The following is an 18,855-nucleotide window of genomic DNA, read 5'->3' as shown; positions in this document are numbered from 1 at the left end:
AATAATTCTATAGTCTATGATAACATATGGTTGTAAACAAGGAAAACACTTATTTCAAAAAGAGGAGAAATTATTATGAAGAAATTAAATCAGAACAATATAGATACAAAAAAAATGACATTTGGACAGCGCCTGGAAAGATACATTGAGAAAAACGGAAAAGCTTTCGCAGCCATTGACGCTGCATGGACAGGAAGACTTTACGGAAGATACTAAGATGCATAAAAAAGAAAAGCCCGCGAAGAAACAGGAAAGACTGCAGCTTCGCGGGCTTTTTGGAATAGGGGGGAGAATCAGTGTTCCATCATGCTGATGGATTCAATTCCCACGCTTCCGCCCCGTACCACTTCGATATTTTTAAATTCTTCTTTAAACAGCTTGACAACCGCATCATTTTTGGCAGCGGTCTGGACAAATTCCAGAAGCAGGCTGTCTTTTCCACGGTCAATGACACGTCCTTTAAAGGTTTCCGCAATCTGAAACAACTCGATTTTTTCCTCCAGAGAGCAATCTCTGACTTTCACATAGAGAATTTCCTTCATGCGGATAAAAATATCCGTAAAATCAATGACTTTGATAACCTCCACCATGCGGTTTAACTGCTTTTTTATCTGCTCAAAGGTTTCGTCATCACTGACGGTTGCAATGGTCATACGGGAAACCGTAGGGTCTTCCGTGGTTCCTACCGTGAGACTGTCCAGATTGTAGCATTTTCCGGAGAACAGTCCGGAAATTTTGGAAAGTACCCCTACCTGATTTTCCACATAGAGGGAAATCCATCTTTTTTTCATTCCTTTTTCCATAGTCCCGCCTCCTAACAATCCATAATCATATCGGCCAGAGTGCCGCCGGGTTTAATCATCGGGTAAACCATTTCCTCCGGGTCGAGGATAAATTCAATCACCGTAGGCGTCTTGGCGTGGGTCTTAGCCCGCTCAAAGGCAGGGGCGATTTCTTCTTTTTTCGTAACACGAATGCCGTCAGCCCCATAGCTTTGAGCCAGTTTGACAAAATCCGGGGTATAAGGCGGCAGTTCTTCTCCGTCTGTGCGGCGGGAGAGAGCGCCGGCCCGCAGGTTTGTCATAGAATACCGTTTGCCGTAGAACAGCTTCTGCCACTGGCGTACCATGCCCAGATATTCGTTATTGAAAATACAGAGAATGACCGGAAGTTCTTCCAGAACTGCGGTAGCCAGTTCCTGAATATTCATCTGCATGCCGCCGTCGCCGGAAACGGCAATGACAGGCGTATCGGGATTGCCGATTTTTGCCCCAATGGCACCGGGAAGTCCATAGCCCATAGTGCCAAGGCCTCCGGACATAATCAGTTTTTTCTTTTCTGTAATCTCTGCGTACTGGGTTACCAGCATCTGGTGCTGGCCCACGTCTGTGACCAGAATGGCTTTGTCAAACTGGCGGTTGATTTCCTGAAGAATATCCAGAGGCCCCATCAGCGCCCGCTTCTTCATGGTAAGCGGGTGTTCTTCCTGCCATGCATGGATTTCCTTCAGCCATTTGCCCGTGCTGCAGGGCTCTACATAAGCATCCATCTTAAGCAGGGCTTCTTTGGCATCTGCCACAATAGGGATATCTACATGGATATTTCTGGAAATAGAAGCCGTATCAATATCAATGTGGACAATCTGCGCATGGGGAGCAAATTCGTGGAGTTTTCCGGTGATACGGTCGTTAAAGCGAGTACCAATGGAAAACAGCAAATCGCAGTTATTGACAGCCATATTGGCAGCATAAGCGCCGTGCATGCCCAGATTTCCAATAAACAGCGGATGGTTGGTGGAAATAGCGCCTCTGCCCATAATGGTCGTTACCACAGGAACCTGGGTTTGCTCAGCCACTTTGGTGAAAACTTCTCCGGCTCCTGCAATGTTGACACCGCCCCCTGCCAGAAACAGAGGTTTTTTGGCTTTTTGGAGAAGCTTCAGCGCCTTTTTCAGCTGCCCCACATGGATACCGGAATTGGGTTTGTATCCCCGAATGTTGACAGTTTTGGGATATTCGGGGCTGCCAAGCTCAGCCATCACGTCTTTTGGTAAGTCAATGAGCACAGGGCCGGGTCTTCCTGTGCGTGCAATATAGAAGGCTTCTTTGATAATTCGTCCCAGGTCTTCCCGCCTGCGTACGGTGACGCCGTATTTGGTAATGCTGCGGGTGATACCCACAATATCTACCTCCTGAAAAGCGTCGTTTCCAATGAGATGACGTGCCACCTGTCCGGTAAAGCATACGAGAGGTACGCTGTCATAGTTGGCTGTGGCAAGACCTGTCACCAGATTGGTAGCGCCGGGACCGCTGGTCACCAGACAGACCCCAACCTTTCCTGTGGTTCTGGCATAGGCGTCTGCCTCGTGAACCAGAGCCTGCTCATGCCGGGGAAGTATGATGTCCAGATTGTTCTGTTTGTAAAGCTCGTCGCTGATGTCAATGGTACACGCCCCGGGATAGCCGAATAAAACGTCCACCCCTTCTTCTTTCAGGGCTTTTACCAACAGTCGGTTTCCTGAAATTTGTTTCATAATGCAATCCCTCCCTGTATTTTACGATATTACAGCGTAAAAGTTATAAATCATTATAGAATGGGGGAAAGGGTTTGTCAACAGAAAATGGGAAGGGAGATAGACAGAACGGGCAAGATGCATTAAAATAGAAAGATAGAGAAAACAAACTATTTTTGTTCAGATAGAAGGGAGAGCATATTATTATGAAATTAATGCGTACAGAAGACGCAGTAGGACAGATTTTATGCCATGATATTACGCAGATTATCAAAGGCGTTACCAAAGACGCTGTGTTTCGCAAAGGCCATGTGATTCAGAAGGAGGACATTCCCGTTCTTTTAAGTGTGGGAAAAGAGCATATTTATATATGGGAAAATAATGAGCATATGCTGCATGAGAACGAAGCGGCAGAAATCCTGTACCGCATTTGCAAGGGCGAGCATATGCACGGAAGTGAAGTTAAGGAAGGAAAAATAGAACTCATTGCCGACATGGACGGCGTTCTGAAGATACAAAGAGAAACCCTGCACAAAATCAATGGGATGGGCCAGATGATGATTGCCAGCCGCCACGGCAATTTTCCGGTGAAAAAAGGGGATAAAATTGCAGGTACCAGAATTATTCCCCTGGTAATCGAAAAAGAAAAAATGGAGGCAGCCAGGCAGGCTACAGGGGAAGAACCGATTTTTCAGATTTTGCCTTACCGGTATAAAACCGCAGGAGTGGTTACTACGGGAAGCGAGGTGCTGAAAAACAGAATTTCCGATACCTTTACCCCGGTCATTGAGGAAAAACTGGCAGAGTATCAGGTGCAGATGACAGAGCATGTATTAAGCGGAGACGACCATGTTGTGATTACAAAAGCCATTGAAGAAATGATAGAAAAAGGCGTGGAAATGGTTATCTGCACAGGAGGCATGAGTGTGGACCCGGACGACCGGACGCCTCTGGCTATTAAAAATACAGGGGCCAGGATTGTGACTTACGGAGCACCCATGCTGCCGGGCGCTATGTTCCTGCTGGCTTATTATGAGCATGGGGATAGGAAGATTCCCGTTCTGGGACTGCCTGGCTGTGTCATGTATGCGAAAAGAACGATTTTCGATTTGGTTCTGCCGCGGCTTCTGGCAGGAGAAATGCTCACAGAGGAAGATTTTATCCGGGCAGGGGAAGGCGGTCTGTGTCTGTCCTGTCCCCAGTGTACCTATCCGAACTGCGGATTTGGGAAAGGAGTTTAAATGGGAGAGTTTACGCATTTTAACAACCGGGGCGAGGCGGTTATGGTAGACGTCAGCGAGAAAAAGCAAACGGTCAGAGAAGCCATTGCCGCGGGAACCATTACTATGAGCAGAGCATGCTTTTTGAAACTTGCAGAAGGTGGAATGGGAAAAGGAGACGTGCTGGGTGTGGCCAGAATTGCCGGAATCATGGGGGCGAAGAAGACTTCAGAACTGATTCCTCTCTGCCATGTGCTGAATCTTTCCAAGGTAGAATTGGAGTTTTTCCTTTTGGAGCAGGAATGCGCAGTAAAAGCGGTGTGTACCGTGCGTACTGTGGGAAAGACTGGAGTGGAGATGGAAGCTTTGACCGGAGTGAGCACTGCGCTGCTTACCATTTACGATATGTGTAAGGCGGTGGATAAAAGTATGGAAATCGGAAATATCTGTCTGGAAAAGAAAACCGGGGGAAAAAGCGGGATATACCAGAGGCAGATGGAAAGCGGGGAGCAGTAAGTGAAGGACAGCTACGGAAGAACAGTGGATTATATGCGGATTTCCATTACAGACCGCTGCAATTTAAGGTGCAGGTACTGTATGCCGGAAATGCCCTGCTTTCTGCCCCGGAAAGAACTTTTAAGTCTGGAGGAAATTCTGGACATCTGTGTCTGCGGCGCCCGGATGGGTATCCGAAAAATAAAGATTACCGGAGGAGAACCTCTTCTGCGTCCCGGCTGTGTGGAACTTATCCGGAAACTGAAAGAAATTCCCGGAATGGAAAAGGTGACCCTGACAACCAACGGTGTACTTCTGGCTCCTTTCGCCGAGGCGCTTTATCAGGCTGGGATTGATGGAGTGAATGTGAGTCTGGATACCTTGAATGAGGAAACATACAGGAAAATCACGGGCTTTGACAAGCTTGCACAGGTCCTTGAAGGACTGGATACGATGAGCCGATTCCCGGTGCCTTTAAAAACCAACACGGTACTGCTGCCCTGGGAGAACGGAAAGGATTGGAAAGAACTGGCGCTATTGGCTAAAAACCGCAGAATAGATGTGCGATTTATTGAAAAAATGCCTCTGGGAAAAGATAAGGAAACAGAGGGAGTTTCCAATATTTTGCTGTTGGAAGAGATGCAGGCATCTTTCGGAAAGGCAGAACCGGACGGCCGTTCTCACGGAAACGGCCCGGCAGTGTATTACCGTTTTCCCGGTTTTCAGGGAAGTGTGGGCTTTATCAGCGCCATACATGATAATTTCTGTGCAGGCTGTAACCGCCTGCGCATGACGGCGGAGGGAAAGGTAAAGCCCTGCCTTTGCTATGAGGAAAATTTTTCTCTGAAAGAGGCAGTAAGAGCAGGAAATCGTGAGGAAATCAGAGAACTGCTTAGAAGTGCTGTTGAAAAGAAGCCCCAGAGGCATTGTTTTGCACATACGGAACAGATAACAGAGCAGCGGGATATGTGGAAAATAGGAGGATAGAAATGGGAAATATCAGAGCAATCTGTATCAGTAAACAGAGAGGAACTGCAAAAACGGAAGTAGTAGAAGCAGAACTGACCCCACAATGGGGGATTCTGGGAGATGCTCACGGAGGCCCGTGGCATCGTCAGGTGAGCATGCTCTCTGTAGAGAAAATTCAGGATTTTCAGGCAAGAGGAGCAGAAGTGGACTTCGGCGCTTTTGGAGAAAATCTGGTGGTAGAGGGATTTGACTTTGCCGCTCTGCCTGTGGGCAGCCGTTTCCGGATAGGAGATGTGGTGCTGGAAATGACCCAGATTGGAAAGGAGTGTCATAACCACTGTCAGATTTATCAGCGCATGGGAGAATGTATTATGCCCAAGGAAGGGGTATTTGCCAGAGTTTTGCAGGGGGGAAGAATCAAAAGGGGAGACGAAATCCAATTGGTACTGCCTGACGCAAACCGGCCTTATACAGCGGCAGTGATTACCCTCAGCGATAAAGGGGCTAAGGGCGAACGAGAGGACAAAAGCGGTCCGTTGATTGTAAAAATGCTGGAAGAAGCCGGATACCAGGTGGAAGAAACGCTGCTTTTACCAGATGAACAGAAACCGTTGGAACAGCAGCTGATGCGTCTGGCTGACCAGAGGCAGATAAGCCTGATTCTCACCACCGGCGGTACCGGATTTTCTAAAAGGGATGTGACCCCGGAAGCAACCATTGCCGTGTGTGACCGCATGGCCAGAGGCATTGCGGAGGCCATCCGGGGATATTCCATGACCATTACAAAGCGCGCTATGTTAAGCCGGGCAGAATCCGGAATCCGAAAGGGCACGCTGATTGTAAATCTTCCGGGAAGCCCTAAGGCAGTAAAGGAATCTCTGGAATTTGTTCTGTCGGTCTTGGAACACGGTCTGGGAATCCTGCGGGGAACCGAAGGAGAATGTGGAAGAAATTAGAAGAAAACAGAACAAAAGAGAATAGGAGAAGCAGAATGAAGAAACGATTTTTAGCAGCAGCTTTGGTATTGTGTATGACAGCAGGACTGGGTGCCTGCGGCGGAACGGAAGAAACGAATACAGAACCTGAAGAAATTCAGGTGTTTATTGCAGCGAGTTTAAATACCGTGATGACCGAACTGGCAGAGAAATATAAGGAGGAGCACCCGGAGGTGAAAATTGTATACAATGCAGACAGCTCCGGTACCCTGCTGACCCAGATTGAAGAGGGATATGCCTGTGATATTTTCTTTTCCGCATCCCAGAAACAAATGGACCAGTTGGAGCAGGACGGACTGATTGTGGAGGGAACCCGCCGCAATGTGGTAAACAATCAGGTAGTGCTTCTGACTTTAAAAGACAGTGAAACAAAAGTAACCGGACTTAACAATTTGCAGGAAGCCAAAAGTATTGCTCTTGCAGGGGGCAGTGTACCGGTGGGCAAGTATACCCGGCAGGCTCTGGTGAATATGGGGATTTTGCCGCAGGCAGAGGACGTGTCCAAAATTACGACGCAGGAAGTGTCCGAAGGCTTAGGCGGTGTGGAAATCAGTGAGCAGGATAACGTAAGCAAGGCGCTTACTGCTGTGACAGAAGGGGCCTGTGAGGTGGGAACCACTTATTATTCGGATACCTACGGATATGAGGACAAGGTGAAAATTCTGGAAACTGTGGGATACGATTTGACCGGAGATGTGATTTATCCTATCTGCCGGGTGAAAAACCAGGAAGCAGATAAGGCACAGGAAGAAGCGGCTCAGGATTTTCTGGAATATGTGCTTTCCGATGAGGCAAAAGAAGTTTTTGAAAACTATTATTTTGACACGAATGTAGAGTAAAGGAGAGGCCATGGAAGCGTTGAAGCAGATACTGGAAAATCTGGACTGGAGTCCCCTTTGGATTTCCTTAAAAACAGGAATTGCCGCCACATTTTTCTCTTTTTTTCTGGGGATTTTTGCGGCGGCAAAGGCTATGAAGGCCGGAGGGAAAACAAGGGCCGTACTGGACGGTATACTCACGCTGCCCATGGTGCTGCCCCCTACGGCAGCGGGATTTTTTCTTCTTCTGACCTTTAGCACCAGAAGGCCGGTGGGGGCATTTTTGTATGATTCCTTTCATATTAAAATCATACAGTCCTGGGCCGGGTGTGTGCTGGCGGCAGTGGTGATTGCCTTTCCCCTGATGTACCGCAATGCCAGGGGGGCTTTTGAACAGATAGATTCCAATCTGATTTATGCGGCCCGCACTTTGGGCATGTCTGAGACAAAAATTTTCTGGAAGGTGGTGCTTCCCACTGCCGGACCGGGTGTGGCTGCGGGAACCGTGCTGACCTTTGCCAGGGCGCTGGGAGAATATGGTGCCACTTCTATGCTGGCGGGAAATATTCCGGGAAAAACAGGAACCATATCCCAGAAAATCGCTATGGTAATTCAGGACGGAGATTATGCCACGGCAGGCTTCTGGGTCGCTATTGTGCTTGTGGCAGCGTTTGGAATCCTGCTGGTTATGAACCTGGTGGCAGGCAGCAAAGGAAAGCGGAGAAAACGCTGGTAAAAGTTTACCGAAAGGGGCAGATTTCGGATGGGGCCAAGAGGTGTATGTTTATGGAAGTGAAAATAAAGAAAAAGTTGGAAAGGTTTCAGCTTGCTGTAGAGTTTTCCAGCGACTGCCGCCGCATTGGGATTCTGGGGGCGTCAGGAAGCGGAAAAAGTCTGCTGTTGCGAAGTCTGGCAGGAGTGGAAAGCGCAGATGAAGGGAAAATTGTGATTTGCGGCAGAACGTTACTGGATACGGAACAAAAAATCTGTGAAAAACCCCAGAAAAGGAAGGTAGGATATCTGTTTCAGAATTATGCCCTTTTTCCAACCATGACGGTGGAAGAAAATATTATGGCAGGTCTTTTGGTAAGCCCCAGGGAAAAGAGGCAAAAGGCCGCACAGTATATGGAAAAATTTCAATTAAAAGGTCTGGAAAAACGCCTTCCCCACGAACTCTCAGGAGGACAGCAGCAGAGAGCCGCACTGGCCAGAATGATGATATGCGAGCCGGAGGTGATTCTTCTGGATGAGCCTTTTTCTGCGTTGGACGTATATCTGCGGGATCAGCTTCAAAGAGAGATGATGGAATTTTTGAAAGAGTATTCCGGAACGGTGATTCTGGTTTCTCATAGTAGAGATGAGATTTATCGAATGAGTGAGGAAATGCTGGTCATGGACCATGGCCGGATTGTGGGGCAGGGGGAAACGAAAGCGCTGTTTCAAAATCCACGGACAAAGGTGACAGCACGCCTTACCGGATGCAAGAATATCGCCGATGTGCAGACAAAAGAACAGAATGAGATTGTGGTACCGGACTGGGGCATAGCCTTTCCGATTCAAAACCGCAGCACGGAAGGCATACAATCCGTGGCGGTCCGCGCCCATGAATTTCTGATAAAAGAAGAGGAAAATTGTCTGTGCTTTCCTTTGCAAAAGCCCATTGTGACGGAGGATATGTTTGAGTATAATATTTCTTTTCTGGCAAGTCCAAAAGGAAAACAGAGGATTGACTGGAAGGTTTCCAAATATTTGTGGGAGAATGCGGGAAAGATACCGGAAAGGCTGTATTTGAAAGAGGAAAAACTGCTGTTTTTGTATGAGTAGGAGATGACGTCTGATGAAATTGAAAAATGTGTTGGTGGTTGTGAAGGATATTGAAAAATCCAGGGAGTTTTACCATGATTTATTTGGACTGGATACGATATTAGATCATGGGGGAAATATGATTTTAACAGAAGGTCTGGTGCTTCAGGACGAAAAAATCTGGAGAGACTTTGTGGGAAAAGAAATTGTGCAAAAGAGCAATTCTTGTGAACTTTATTTTGAAGAGCGGGATATAGAGGCGTTTGTGGAAAAACTTGAGGAACGTTATCCCGATATCGAATATGTCAACCGGCTTATGACCCATAGCTGGGGACAGAAAATGGTTCGGTTTTACGATTTGGACGGTAATTTGATTGAGGTGGGGACGCCCATGTAACAGCAAATAGAAAAAATTTTTCATGAGAGGAGACGGTATTATGCAAAACTATTCAGGGGAAGCAGGACTTCAGTATCATTTACAGATTCGCAGAGGGGACGTAGGACGGTATGTAATTTTGCCCGGTGATCCCAAGCGATGTGAGAAAATCGCAAAATATCTGGACAATCCTGTACTCATTGCAGACAGCCGGGAATACAAGACGTATACCGGATATCTGGACGGAGAAAAAGTCAGTGTGACTTCCACGGGAATCGGCGGGCCTTCGGCGTCTATTGCTCTGGAGGAACTGGTGCAATGCGGCGCGGACACCTTTGTCCGTGTGGGAACCTGCGGCGGTATGGATACAGAAGTAAAGGGCGGCGACCTTGTGATTGCCACAGGCGCTATCCGTATGGAGGGAACCAGCAAGGAATATGCGCCCATTGAATATCCGGCAGTACCTAATCTGCAGGTAACAAACGCACTGGTGGAGGCGGCCGGACGCTGCGGCTGTACTTACCACACAGGTGTGGTGGAGTGCAAAGATGCGTTTTACGGACAGCACGAGCCGGAGACAAAGCCGGTGAGTTATGAACTGCTGAACAAGTGGGAAGCCTGGCTGCGCATGGGCTGTAAAGCCTCAGAAATGGAATCCGCTGCACTGTTTATTGTGGGAAATTATCTGAAAGTGCGAGTGGGAACAGACCTGCTGGTGATAGGAAACCAGGAGAGAGAAAAGCAGGGGCTTGAGAACCCCATTGTACATGACACGGAAACCGCGATTCGCGTAGCAGTAGAGGGAATTCGTCTGCTGATTCAGAAAGACAGGGAAAGTGTATGACAGAACAGGAAAAAAGAACCTTAGTGAATCGGGCTTTGGAGGCCAGAACCTTTGCGTATGCCCCTTATTCTCATTTTCAGGTAGGGGCGGCGCTGCTGACAAAGGAGGGACAGATTTTTACCGGCTGCAATATTGAAAATGCTGCTTACAGTCCTACCAACTGTGCGGAACGGACTGCAGTTTTTAAGGCGGTTTCTGAGGGAGTCAGAGCGTTTGCTGCCATTGCCATTGTGGGCGGTATGGAAGGGAGAGAACCAACAGACTTGACAGCGCCCTGCGGTGTATGCAGACAGGTGTTTATGGAATTTTGCGAGCCAAAAGAGTTTCGGATTCTTTTGGGAAAAGGCGACAAAACATGGGAAGAATATACTTTAGAGGAGTTGCTTCCCCTGGGATTTTCGGGAAAAAATCTGGAAATGCCGGAAGAGGAAAGGGACAGAAATCACGCATAAACTTGGAACCATACAGAAAGGAAGGTTGCATATGAAGTATCGGAGAATTTTTACCATTGTACTGGATTCCCTGGGAATCGGGGCTATGCCGGATTCTGAAAAATACGGAGATATCAGGGTGGACACTTTAGGGCATATTGCAGAGAAAAAAGAGAATTTTCGGATTCCAAATCTGCAGAAACTGGGCATTGCCAATCTTCATAAACTGAAGAATATTCCGGAAGCGGAACGTCCAATGGCCTGCTATATGAAACTGCAGGAGAGAAGCTGCGGCAAGGATACCATGACGGGACACTGGGAAATGATGGGGCTGCATGTGACAAAACCATTCAAAACTTTTACGGAAAACGGCTTTCCACCGGAGCTCATCCGGGAACTGGAACAGCGTACAGGCAGAACCATTATTGGAAACAAAAGCGCCAGCGGAACAGAAATCTTAGAAGAACTGGCAGAGCAGGAAATCCGGGAAGGAAAACTGATTGTGTACACTTCTGCAGATTCGGTTCTCCAAATCTGCGGCAATGAAGAAACCATGGGACTGGAAACCCTGTACCATTACTGTGAAATCGCCAGAGAACTGACCATGCGGGATGAGTGGAAGGTGGGACGCGTCATTGCAAGACCCTATACCGGAAAGAAAAAAGGAGCGTTTAAGCGGACGGCAAACCGCCATGACTATGCTTTAAAACCCTATGGAAAAACGGCGCTGGACAGCTTAAAAGAAGCCGGACTTTCCGTGATTTCCGTGGGAAAGATTTACGATATTTTTGACGGACAGGGGCTGACAGAATCCAATAAATCTCAAAGCTCGGTACACGGCATGGAACAGACCACAGACCTTGCGAAAAGAGACTTTACAGGGCTGTGTTTTACCAATTTGGTGGATTTTGATGCTCTGTGGGGACACAGAAGAAATGTCCAGGGATATGCAGAGGAACTGGAGCGTTTTGATGAAAAGCTGGGTGTGCTGCTTTCTGTGCTGCGGGAAGATGATTTGCTGATTCTCACTGCTGACCATGGCAATGACCCGACGTATACAGGAACAGACCACACCAGAGAACAGGTGCCGTTTCTGGCCTATTCTCCTTCTATGAAGGAGGGGAAAAATCTGGGGGTCAGTGATACGTTTGCCGTAATTGGCGCTACCATTGCAGATAATTTCTGCGTAGCAATGCCGGAAGGAACCATTGGTACTTCCCTGTTAAAAGAACTTCTGTAAAAGGACAAAAGGAGAAGCTTACATGGAAAAAAGAGAACTATTAAGCAGACTGGACCATACATTGTTAAAACAGACAGCCACCTGGGAAGAAATTCGCAGGATTTGTGAAGAAGGAATGAAATATCAGACCGCGTCGGTGTGTATTCCGCCCTGCTATGTAAAAAGGGCAAAGGAGTACGTGCAGGACAAAGTAAACATCTGCACGGTTATTGGATTTCCCAATGGAAATACCACAACGGCTGTAAAGGTTTTGGAAACCAGAGATGCCGTGGAGAACGGTGCAGATGAAATAGATATGGTGATCAATCTGGGCATGGTAAAGGAACGGGATTATGACCGGGTGCTGGAGGAAATCCAGGCTGTGAAGCAGGCCTGCGGCGGGAAAGTTTTAAAGGTGATTATAGAAACCTGTCTGCTCACAGAAGACGAAAAGCTGGAAATGTGCCGTGTAGTCACCCGGTCCGGTGCAGAATACATTAAGACATCCACGGGTTTTTCCACAGGCGGCGCTACTTTTGCCGATGTAGAGCTGATGCGAAAACATGTGGGAGAGCAGGTGAAGGTGAAAGCAGCCGGAGGAATTTCTTCTGTGGAAGATGCGGAGAAATTTCTGGATTTGGGTGCAGACCGTCTGGGTACCAGCAGACTGATAACCTTGTTGGAAACATAAAATTTGTTTTTCTGAAAAAACTGCTTGACTTAGAGTGAACTTCAAGGAGTATGCTGTCCTAAGAAGAGCAGACAGGAGGACAAAAGAGATGATATATAAAGAATTTCAGGACTTAAAACTTTCTTCCCTGGGGTTTGGCGCTATGCGCCTGCCCACACTGGGAGACCAGCCGGATGCAGCCATTGACGAAGAAAGAACTGCGGGAATGATTGCCCGCGCTATAGAGAACGGTGTGAATTATTTTGATACGGCTTACGGTTATCACAATGGACAGTCAGAAGTGGTTATGGGAAAACTGCTGCGCAAATATCCAAGAGACAGCTACTGTCTGGCCAGTAAATTTCCGGGCTATGATTTGTCCAATATGAACAAGGTGGAGGAAATTTTTGAAGAGCAGCTGAAAAAATGCGGCGTGGAGTATTTTGATTTTTACCTTTTGCACAATGTGTATGAGAAAAACATAGATGCCTATCTGAATCCTGAATATGGGATTCTGGAATATCTGCTGCAGCAGAAGAAAGCAGGCAGAATCCGTCATCTGGGCTTTTCGGCACATGCCAGATATGAGACACTGGAGCACTTTCTGAAAGCCTGCGGAGAGCATATGGAATTCTGCCAGATTCAGTTAAACTATCTGGACTGGAAACTGCAGGACGCAAAAGCCAAGGTAGAGCTTTTAAATGCGTATCATATGCCTGTCTGGGTCATGGAACCTTTAAGAGGAGGACGTCTGGCACAGCTTTCAGAGGAAAATACAGAAAAGCTGAAAATGCTTCGTCCGGAGGAAGAAATTCCGGCATGGGCTTTCCGCTTCCTTCAGAGCGTACCTGGTGTGACTGTGGTTTTATCCGGAATGTCGAACATGGAGCAGATGGAGAAAAATATCTACACTTATGAGGAGGATAAACCTTTAAGTGAAGGGGAACAGAAGGTGCTGGCAGAGGTGACAGACAGTATGCTGGACACGCTCCCCTGTACAGCCTGTCGTTATTGTGTAACGCACTGCCCCAAAGGACTGGACATTCCTACCTTGCTTTCCATGTATAATGAAATGCGTTTTGCCAATAACATCATTGTCCAGATGGCGGCGGATGCCCTGGAAGAAGAGAAGCGTCCGGCGGCCTGTATCGGCTGTAAAAGCTGTGAGGCAGTTTGTCCTCAGATGCTGCAGATTTCTCATGCCATGAAAGATTTTGCCGAGAAACTGAAGCAGCCTGCAGGACTTTAAGAAAGGATGGAAGTGTATGACCATTGCGGAAGCCAGTAAAAAATACGATATTTCAGCGGATACCCTGCGGTATTATGAGAGAATCGGTCTGATTCCTCCGGTTCCCAGAACCAAAAGCGGAATTCGCGACTATGACGAAGCCTCCTGCGGCTGGATACAGCTTATGAAGTGTATGCGGAAGGCCGGAGTGCAAATCGAAGCACTGATTGAGTATGTGGCGCTTTACCAGCAGGGCGAAGAAACGGCCCGTGCCAGAAAAGCCATTTTAGAGGAGCAGAGAGAGCAGTTGCGTATGCGTCTGGAAGAGATGCAGGAATCTTTGCATCTGTTGGATAAAAAAATTCAGCATTATGAAGAGACTGTCTGTGCGGCAGAGGAAAATTTAAGAAAGATAGAGAAGGAGAGAGGCTGAGAAGGCCTCTTTTCTGTCTTTGCAAAGTATTTTTTACATGGTATAATGCAGAAAATACCAGTAAAAAGGGGGAAAAACAACATGAAAACATGGAGAGAAATCGCAGAACTTACAGGCTTTTCCGGGGAAGCCTTACAGGAATTAGAAGAAACAGAAAAGCAGGCAAGGGGAAACCTGTCAAAGGACGGAAACCTGCAGCAGATATTGAAAAATCTCACAGACCCCTTTTGCTGGGAGGATGCAAGAAAAGGTTTGAAGAACTTGCTGCAGACAGATAAGAAAGGCATGAACATGTTGCTCTGCATGCTGACAGCCTGTGGGTATACCTATGAAAAATATGAAAATCTGGGAATTTCAGAAGAAATTTTTGCAGAAACTATGAAGTGCTTTTGGCGCTTTGTACAGGAACATCAGGTCAGCTATGGCTGTTATGGATTTGACCGGGATTTCTGGACAGGCAGACAGCTTTCTCTGCAGTTGTTCCGCTTGGGAGAACTGGAGTATGAGATGTGCACACAGAAGGAAAAAAAGACCATTGCGGTACATATTCCCTCGGATGCGGACATCAGCAGTGAGAAAGTACAGGAATCTTTACACCAGACCCGGGAATTTTTTGAAAGGTACTATCCAAATTACAGACAGGCGCCGTATACCTGTGAATCCTGGCTTTTAAGTCCTGCTTTAAAGGATTTACTGCCTCCGAATTCCCGAATTTTAAACTTTCAGGCGCTTTTTGAAGTGGATAAAGTGCATTGGGAATCAGATGCAGTGCTGGAATGGGTTTTCCAGAAAAGGGGGAATTCCCTGGAGGAACTGCCGGAAGATACTTCTTTGCAGAGAAAAATGAAAGCCTATCTTTTGGACGGGGGAAAAGTAGGAGAAGCTTTTGGATACCTGAAAGCATAGAAAACAGGAGAAAAAGAAAACTGGACTGCTTAAAAATAAATAAACTGGTTATTTTAACAAGGACAGTTTTGGTTTAAGATGCATATCAATCACAAAAGAAAGGGAGAGATTGGAAATGGTAAATGAGAGATATGCATTAAATAAGCAGTTGGCACAGATGTTAAAAGGCGGAGTAATTATGGACGTCACCACTCCGGAACAGGCAAAGATTGCAGAAGAAGCGGGAGCCTGCGCTGTTATGGCCCTGGAGAGGATTCCGGCTGATATACGGGCTGCAGGCGGCGTGGCCAGAATGAGTGACCCGAAAATGATAAAGGGTATTCAGGAAGCGGTGTCCATTCCGGTTATGGCGAAATGCAGAATCGGTCATTTCGCGGAAGCACAGATACTGGAAGCCATTGAAATTGATTACATAGATGAGAGTGAAGTCCTCTCTCCGGCAGACGATGTCTACCACATTGACAAACGGAAATTTCAGGTACCCTTTGTCTGCGGTGCAAAAGATTTGGGCGAAGCCCTTCGGAGAATTCAGGAGGGCGCTTCTATGATTCGAACAAAAGGAGAACCGGGAACGGGAGATGTAGTGCAGGCCGTGCGCCATATGCGGAAAATGAACCAGGAGATTGCAAAAATTGGGGCTATGAAGGAAGCGGAACTCTTTGAAGAGGCCAAGAATCTGCGGGTACCCTACGAACTGGTCGCTTATGTACATGAGCACAGACGTCTTCCGGTCGTAAACTTTGCTGCAGGCGGCGTAGCCACTCCGGCGGACGCGGCTCTGATGATGCAGCTGGGTGCAGAGGGAGTCTTTGTAGGCTCCGGTATTTTTAAATCCGGGAATCCGAAGAAACGCGCGGCAGCCATTGTAAAAGCAGTGACCAATTATCAGGACAGCAAACTGCTGGCAGAACTGTCAGAGGATTTAGGGGAAGCCATGGTGGGAATCAATGAGCAGGAAATACAGCTTCTTATGGCAGAGAGGGGAAAATAGGATGAAAATCGGAATACTTGCAGTGCAGGGCGCGTTTCTGGAACACCGAAAAAAGCTGGAAGCCCTTGGCGCACAATGCGTGGAAATTCGTCAGAAAGGTAACTTGCAGGAAGCCTTTGACGGTCTGGTTCTGCCGGGCGGGGAAAGCACAGTACAGGGAAAACTTCTGCGGGAACTGGATATCTTTGAGGGCCTGAAAGAGCGGATTATCCGGGGAATACCTGTGCTTGCCACCTGCGCGGGGCTGATTCTGCTGGCCGAAGCGTGTGTAAACGACCCTCATGTATATTTCGGTACCCTTCCCGTAACGGTAAAGCGAAATGCATATGGCAGACAGCTTGGCAGCTTTCACACAATACAGGAAATGAAAGGAATCGGCACAGTGCCTATGACCTTCATTCGTGCTCCCTATGTGGAAAAAGCAGACCCGGCTGTAGAGATTCTCGCCCGGGCAGAGGGAAAAATCGTGGCGGTCCGGTACGGCAGACAGTATGGGCTGGCCTTTCATCCCGAACTGGATACAGATAACAGGATTCATGAACTATTTTTAAAGGAGTGCAGAAAATGACACTGACACAGTTGCATTATCTGATTACCATAGCGGAAACAAAATCATTGAACAAAGCGGCAGAGCTTTTATACGTTTCACAGCCTTCGCTGACCAATGCCATGAAGGAACTGGAAAAGGAACTGGGACTGGTGCTTCTCTACCGGGGCGGCAAAGGCGTGGCGCTGACCAATGACGGTGCGGAATTTTTGCTTCACGCAAAAGAAATTTATGATCAATATGAAGCGGTGGTACAGAAATATAGCAAAAACGGAAGCTACCGAAAAAAATTCGGAGTTTCTACCCAACATTATTCCTTTGCGGTGAAAGCATTTGTGGATATGGCAAAAGAATTTGATATGTCGAAATACGAGTTTGCAATCCGGGAAACTGAGACCAGAAAGGTGCTCAGTGACGTCAGCACCTTGCGAAGCGAAATCGGCGTCCTCTATCTTTCTGACTTTAACCGGAAAGCTATGGAAAAAATGATGAAAACCGCAAGCCTGGAATTTCATCCTCTGATTTCCTGCGGGGCTTATGTATACCTGTGGAAACAGCATCCTCTGGCAAAGGAAACCTCCATAAGGTTTGAGCAGCTCAGCGGCTATCCCTGTCTGTCTTTTGAACAGGGAGAAAACAGTTCCTTCTATTTTGCGGAAGAAATTCTTTCTACCAATGAATATGCCCAAATTATCAAAGCCAATGACCGGGCTACCATGCTGAATCTCATGGTGGGGCTCAACGGTTACACCCTCTGCTCCGGGATTATCTGCGAAGAATTAAATGGCAGTGATTATGTGGCTGTTCCCTTTGAAGGGGACGAAGAAGACCAGGACAGTGTTATGGAAATCGGCTATATTACAAGAAAAAACATGGTGCTCAGTGAAATGGGGGAAACGTATATAGAAGCCATTAAGAAATATTTGAATATAGAATAATACAGAATACATACAAAAAAAGAATCTTACAAAAAAGGACAGTTCCAAACCTCAGGACAGAGGTGGAACTGTCTTTTTTTGCCTATAAATAGAAACTATTACGCATAATGTATATTTTCTATTTGACGAATGGGTTTTTCTGTGGTATCCTTTCAAATATCATATTTCATAGTAAGTTACTATGAAAACTAGGATAAAGAAAGGTGGACAGCAGATGGGAGAAAAAATACCGGATTTGCTTATTATCGGCAGCGGACCGGCAGGACTGACGGCAGGAATTTATGCCAGAAGAGCCAATCTGACCGTGCAGATAGTGGAGAAGGAATACAGAGGAACCGGACAGATTGCAGACAGTGGCCGGGTGGACAATTACCCGGGGCTTCCGGGAATTGGGGGATACGAACTGGGAGAGCAGTTTCGGGGACACGCCGAAAAGTGTGGGGTTTCTTTTACAGAAGGAGAAGCCGGAAAGCTTTGGCGTGAGGAAGGTAAGTGGAAATGCCGCCTGGAGGATGGAAGAGTTCTGGAAGCCAGAGCCATAATCTATGCAGCCGGTACGGTACACAGGCAGCTGCGCATACCGGGAGAACAGCAGTTTTTCGGAAAAGGAGTTCACGTCTGTGCATGGTGTGACGGAGCTTTTTATAAAGACCGGGTGGCAGCAGTCATTGGCGGCGGAGACAGTGCCGTAGACGCAGCTCTGTATCTGGCGGGAATCTGTAAAAAGGTGCTGCTCATTCACCGAAGAGAAGACTTCCGGGCTGCTAAGTCCTCCCTCCTTCAGGCAGAAGCAGAAGAAAACATAGAAATTCTCAGAAATACCGTGGTCAGCAAAATAGAGGGAACCCACAAGGCAGAGGCCATATGGACGCAGGATAACAGACGGCTTCCGGTGGACGGTATTTTTGTAGAAATCGGCCAGATACCACGCACAGAGATTCTGAGGGAGCTTGCCGTGACAGACGAGAACGGGTACATACAGGCAGACGAAACAGGGAGAACAGCTTTGAAAGGATTTTACGGAGCCGGAGATGTGCGGACAAAAAGCCTGCGCCAGGTGATTACGGCAGCGGCAGACGGAGCCAATGCAGCCGTTCTGGCGGCAGAAGATTTGAGACGAACAACAGAGAAAGAGGTATAAACATGCAGGAATTAAATCTGAAGACATTTGAAGAGAAAATCCAATCCGGGGAAGAAACCGTGGTTCTTTTTTACTCCCCTACCTGCGCTCATTGTAAAAGGACAGAGACAGGGATAGAAGAACTGGAGACGGAAGGAGTACAGACATTTTTCGGAAAAGTGGACATTACGGCGGAGCCGGAACTGGCCTCCCGGTGGGATATACAGGTACTGCCAACCCTTTTGTTTTTCCGGAATGGAGCGGTGAAAGACAAAAAAACAGGTTTTACACATAAATTAATCATAAATGAAGCAATCAAAAAATTGAGTGAGTAAACGGA

Annotated in this window: 23 protein-coding genes; 21 read left to right on the top strand and 2 right to left on the bottom strand. The window is 47.3% G+C overall.

Annotation, left to right across the window (positions count from 1 at the left end):
* Positions 1–75: 75 nt before the first annotated feature.
* Complete coding sequence (locus tag WBS51_RS03050; protein WP_173747124.1) at positions 76–216, top strand: hypothetical protein; 141 nt, start codon at positions 76–78, stop codon at positions 214–216.
* Positions 217–293: 77 nt separating this feature from the next.
* Here the strand turns inward: WBS51_RS03050 and ilvN are convergent, their stop codons facing one another.
* On the bottom strand, positions 294–803 hold the full coding sequence (ilvN, locus tag WBS51_RS03045; protein ID WP_173747125.1) for an acetolactate synthase small subunit: 510 nt from the start codon (positions 801–803) through the stop codon (positions 294–296).
* 11 nt (positions 804–814) lie between these two features.
* The gene (gene ilvB / locus WBS51_RS03040) at positions 815–2,533 is read right to left on the bottom strand and encodes a biosynthetic-type acetolactate synthase large subunit (RefSeq protein ID WP_173747126.1); all 1,719 of its coding nucleotides are present in this window, start codon (positions 2,531–2,533) and stop codon (positions 815–817) included.
* Between the two features lie 185 nt (positions 2,534–2,718).
* Here ilvB and WBS51_RS03035 point away from each other — a divergent pair, with 185 nt between their 5' ends.
* The 20 genes from WBS51_RS03035 to WBS51_RS02940 all read left to right on the top strand — a co-directional run bounded on the left by WBS51_RS03035 (position 2,719) and on the right by WBS51_RS02940 (position 18,850).
* A complete protein-coding gene (locus tag WBS51_RS03035) occupies positions 2,719–3,753 on the top strand; it encodes a molybdopterin-binding protein (protein WP_173747127.1) in 1,035 nt (344 codons plus the stop codon).
* Positions 3,754–4,248, top strand: coding sequence for a cyclic pyranopterin monophosphate synthase MoaC (moaC, locus tag WBS51_RS03030; RefSeq protein WP_173747128.1), 495 nt, complete (start codon positions 3,754–3,756; stop codon positions 4,246–4,248).
* On the top strand, positions 4,249–5,214 hold the full coding sequence (moaA, locus tag WBS51_RS03025) for a GTP 3',8-cyclase MoaA (RefSeq protein ID WP_173747129.1): 966 nt from the start codon (positions 4,249–4,251) through the stop codon (positions 5,212–5,214).
* A 2-nt stretch (positions 5,215–5,216) separates the two neighbouring features.
* Positions 5,217–6,152, top strand: coding sequence for an MOSC domain-containing protein (locus tag WBS51_RS03020; protein ID WP_173747130.1), 936 nt, complete (start codon positions 5,217–5,219; stop codon positions 6,150–6,152).
* Positions 6,153–6,187: 35 nt separating this feature from the next.
* Positions 6,188–7,030, top strand: coding sequence for a molybdate ABC transporter substrate-binding protein (modA, locus tag WBS51_RS03015; RefSeq protein WP_173747131.1), 843 nt, complete (start codon positions 6,188–6,190; stop codon positions 7,028–7,030).
* Between the two features lie 10 nt (positions 7,031–7,040).
* A complete protein-coding gene (modB, locus tag WBS51_RS03010) occupies positions 7,041–7,745 on the top strand; it encodes a molybdate ABC transporter permease subunit (RefSeq protein WP_173747132.1) in 705 nt (234 codons plus the stop codon).
* A 50-nt stretch (positions 7,746–7,795) separates the two neighbouring features.
* Complete coding sequence (locus tag WBS51_RS03005; RefSeq protein ID WP_308781657.1) at positions 7,796–8,833, top strand: sulfate/molybdate ABC transporter ATP-binding protein; 1,038 nt, start codon at positions 7,796–7,798, stop codon at positions 8,831–8,833.
* A 13-nt stretch (positions 8,834–8,846) separates the two neighbouring features.
* Positions 8,847–9,209 (top strand): VOC family protein, encoded by a 363-nt coding sequence (locus tag WBS51_RS03000; protein WP_173747134.1) that lies wholly within the window; start codon positions 8,847–8,849, stop codon positions 9,207–9,209.
* Between the two features lie 40 nt (positions 9,210–9,249).
* Positions 9,250–10,032 carry a uridine phosphorylase gene (gene udp / locus WBS51_RS02995; RefSeq protein ID WP_173747135.1) on the top strand — a complete coding sequence of 261 codons (783 nt, stop codon included), beginning with the start codon at positions 9,250–9,252 and terminating at the stop codon, positions 10,030–10,032.
* Positions 10,029–10,484 carry a cytidine deaminase gene (locus tag WBS51_RS02990; protein ID WP_173747136.1) on the top strand — a complete coding sequence of 152 codons (456 nt, stop codon included), beginning with the start codon at positions 10,029–10,031 and terminating at the stop codon, positions 10,482–10,484. The genes udp and WBS51_RS02990 overlap by 4 nt, the downstream gene beginning before the upstream one ends.
* Before the next feature lie 31 nt (positions 10,485–10,515).
* Positions 10,516–11,703, top strand: coding sequence for a phosphopentomutase (locus WBS51_RS02985; protein ID WP_173747137.1), 1,188 nt, complete (start codon positions 10,516–10,518; stop codon positions 11,701–11,703).
* A 22-nt stretch (positions 11,704–11,725) separates the two neighbouring features.
* On the top strand, positions 11,726–12,373 hold the full coding sequence (gene deoC / locus WBS51_RS02980; protein WP_173747138.1) for a deoxyribose-phosphate aldolase: 648 nt from the start codon (positions 11,726–11,728) through the stop codon (positions 12,371–12,373).
* Positions 12,374–12,461: 88 nt separating this feature from the next.
* A complete protein-coding gene (locus WBS51_RS02975) occupies positions 12,462–13,601 on the top strand; it encodes an aldo/keto reductase (protein WP_294459176.1) in 1,140 nt (379 codons plus the stop codon).
* 16 nt (positions 13,602–13,617) lie between these two features.
* Positions 13,618–14,013 carry a MerR family transcriptional regulator gene (locus WBS51_RS02970; RefSeq protein ID WP_173747140.1) on the top strand — a complete coding sequence of 132 codons (396 nt, stop codon included), beginning with the start codon at positions 13,618–13,620 and terminating at the stop codon, positions 14,011–14,013.
* Between the two features lie 81 nt (positions 14,014–14,094).
* Positions 14,095–14,919, top strand: a complete 825-nt coding sequence (locus tag WBS51_RS02965; protein ID WP_173747141.1) for an acyltransferase domain-containing protein — start codon at positions 14,095–14,097, stop codon at positions 14,917–14,919.
* A 115-nt stretch (positions 14,920–15,034) separates the two neighbouring features.
* The gene (pdxS, locus tag WBS51_RS02960) at positions 15,035–15,910 is read left to right on the top strand and encodes a pyridoxal 5'-phosphate synthase lyase subunit PdxS (RefSeq protein WP_173747142.1); all 876 of its coding nucleotides are present in this window, start codon (positions 15,035–15,037) and stop codon (positions 15,908–15,910) included.
* A gap of 1 nt (position 15,911) precedes the next feature.
* Positions 15,912–16,478 carry a pyridoxal 5'-phosphate synthase glutaminase subunit PdxT gene (gene pdxT / locus WBS51_RS02955; RefSeq protein WP_294459174.1) on the top strand — a complete coding sequence of 189 codons (567 nt, stop codon included), beginning with the start codon at positions 15,912–15,914 and terminating at the stop codon, positions 16,476–16,478.
* Complete coding sequence (locus WBS51_RS02950; RefSeq protein WP_173747144.1) at positions 16,475–17,395, top strand: LysR family transcriptional regulator; 921 nt, start codon at positions 16,475–16,477, stop codon at positions 17,393–17,395. Before pdxT ends, WBS51_RS02950 begins: the two co-directional genes overlap by 4 nt.
* A gap of 214 nt (positions 17,396–17,609) precedes the next feature.
* A complete protein-coding gene (locus WBS51_RS02945; protein ID WP_294459170.1) occupies positions 17,610–18,536 on the top strand; it encodes an NAD(P)/FAD-dependent oxidoreductase in 927 nt (308 codons plus the stop codon).
* 2 nt (positions 18,537–18,538) lie between these two features.
* The gene (locus WBS51_RS02940; RefSeq protein WP_173747146.1) at positions 18,539–18,850 is read left to right on the top strand and encodes a thioredoxin family protein; all 312 of its coding nucleotides are present in this window, start codon (positions 18,539–18,541) and stop codon (positions 18,848–18,850) included.
* The last annotated feature ends 5 nt before the right edge of the window (positions 18,851–18,855 follow it).

Origin of the sequence: Blautia acetica, from assembly GCF_038739805.1 — a bacterium.
Lineage (GTDB): Bacteria > Bacillota > Clostridia > Lachnospirales > Lachnospiraceae > Blautia.
The sequence above is the reverse complement of the archived record's forward strand: the minus strand, read 5'-3'. Positions and strand labels throughout refer to the sequence as shown.

What these genes read in the sequence shown, in the direction of transcription:
- WBS51_RS03050 (WP_173747124.1), top strand. Translation starts at nt 76, where the DNA reads ATGAAGAAATTAAATCAGAACAATATAGATACAAAAAAAATGACATTT.
- ilvN (WP_173747125.1), bottom strand. Translation starts at nt 803, where the DNA reads ATGGAAAAAGGAATGAAAAAAAGATGGATTTCCCTCTATGTGGAAAAT.
- ilvB (WP_173747126.1), bottom strand. Translation starts at nt 2,533, where the DNA reads ATGAAACAAATTTCAGGAAACCGACTGTTGGTAAAAGCCCTGAAAGAA.
- WBS51_RS03035 (WP_173747127.1), top strand. Translation starts at nt 2,719, where the DNA reads ATGAAATTAATGCGTACAGAAGACGCAGTAGGACAGATTTTATGCCAT.
- moaC (WP_173747128.1), top strand. Translation starts at nt 3,754, where the DNA reads ATGGGAGAGTTTACGCATTTTAACAACCGGGGCGAGGCGGTTATGGTA.
- WBS51_RS03020 (WP_173747130.1), top strand. Translation starts at nt 5,217, where the DNA reads ATGGGAAATATCAGAGCAATCTGTATCAGTAAACAGAGAGGAACTGCA.
- modA (WP_173747131.1), top strand. Translation starts at nt 6,188, where the DNA reads ATGAAGAAACGATTTTTAGCAGCAGCTTTGGTATTGTGTATGACAGCA.
- modB (WP_173747132.1), top strand. Translation starts at nt 7,041, where the DNA reads ATGGAAGCGTTGAAGCAGATACTGGAAAATCTGGACTGGAGTCCCCTT.
- WBS51_RS03005 (WP_308781657.1), top strand. Translation starts at nt 7,796, where the DNA reads ATGGAAGTGAAAATAAAGAAAAAGTTGGAAAGGTTTCAGCTTGCTGTA.
- WBS51_RS03000 (WP_173747134.1), top strand. Translation starts at nt 8,847, where the DNA reads ATGAAATTGAAAAATGTGTTGGTGGTTGTGAAGGATATTGAAAAATCC.
- udp (WP_173747135.1), top strand. Translation starts at nt 9,250, where the DNA reads ATGCAAAACTATTCAGGGGAAGCAGGACTTCAGTATCATTTACAGATT.
- WBS51_RS02990 (WP_173747136.1), top strand. Translation starts at nt 10,029, where the DNA reads ATGACAGAACAGGAAAAAAGAACCTTAGTGAATCGGGCTTTGGAGGCC.
- WBS51_RS02985 (WP_173747137.1), top strand. Translation starts at nt 10,516, where the DNA reads ATGAAGTATCGGAGAATTTTTACCATTGTACTGGATTCCCTGGGAATC.
- deoC (WP_173747138.1), top strand. Translation starts at nt 11,726, where the DNA reads ATGGAAAAAAGAGAACTATTAAGCAGACTGGACCATACATTGTTAAAA.
- WBS51_RS02975 (WP_294459176.1), top strand. Translation starts at nt 12,462, where the DNA reads ATGATATATAAAGAATTTCAGGACTTAAAACTTTCTTCCCTGGGGTTT.
- WBS51_RS02970 (WP_173747140.1), top strand. Translation starts at nt 13,618, where the DNA reads ATGACCATTGCGGAAGCCAGTAAAAAATACGATATTTCAGCGGATACC.
- WBS51_RS02965 (WP_173747141.1), top strand. Translation starts at nt 14,095, where the DNA reads ATGAAAACATGGAGAGAAATCGCAGAACTTACAGGCTTTTCCGGGGAA.
- pdxS (WP_173747142.1), top strand. Translation starts at nt 15,035, where the DNA reads ATGGTAAATGAGAGATATGCATTAAATAAGCAGTTGGCACAGATGTTA.
- pdxT (WP_294459174.1), top strand. Translation starts at nt 15,912, where the DNA reads ATGAAAATCGGAATACTTGCAGTGCAGGGCGCGTTTCTGGAACACCGA.
- WBS51_RS02950 (WP_173747144.1), top strand. Translation starts at nt 16,475, where the DNA reads ATGACACTGACACAGTTGCATTATCTGATTACCATAGCGGAAACAAAA.
- WBS51_RS02945 (WP_294459170.1), top strand. Translation starts at nt 17,610, where the DNA reads ATGGGAGAAAAAATACCGGATTTGCTTATTATCGGCAGCGGACCGGCA.
- WBS51_RS02940 (WP_173747146.1), top strand. Translation starts at nt 18,539, where the DNA reads ATGCAGGAATTAAATCTGAAGACATTTGAAGAGAAAATCCAATCCGGG.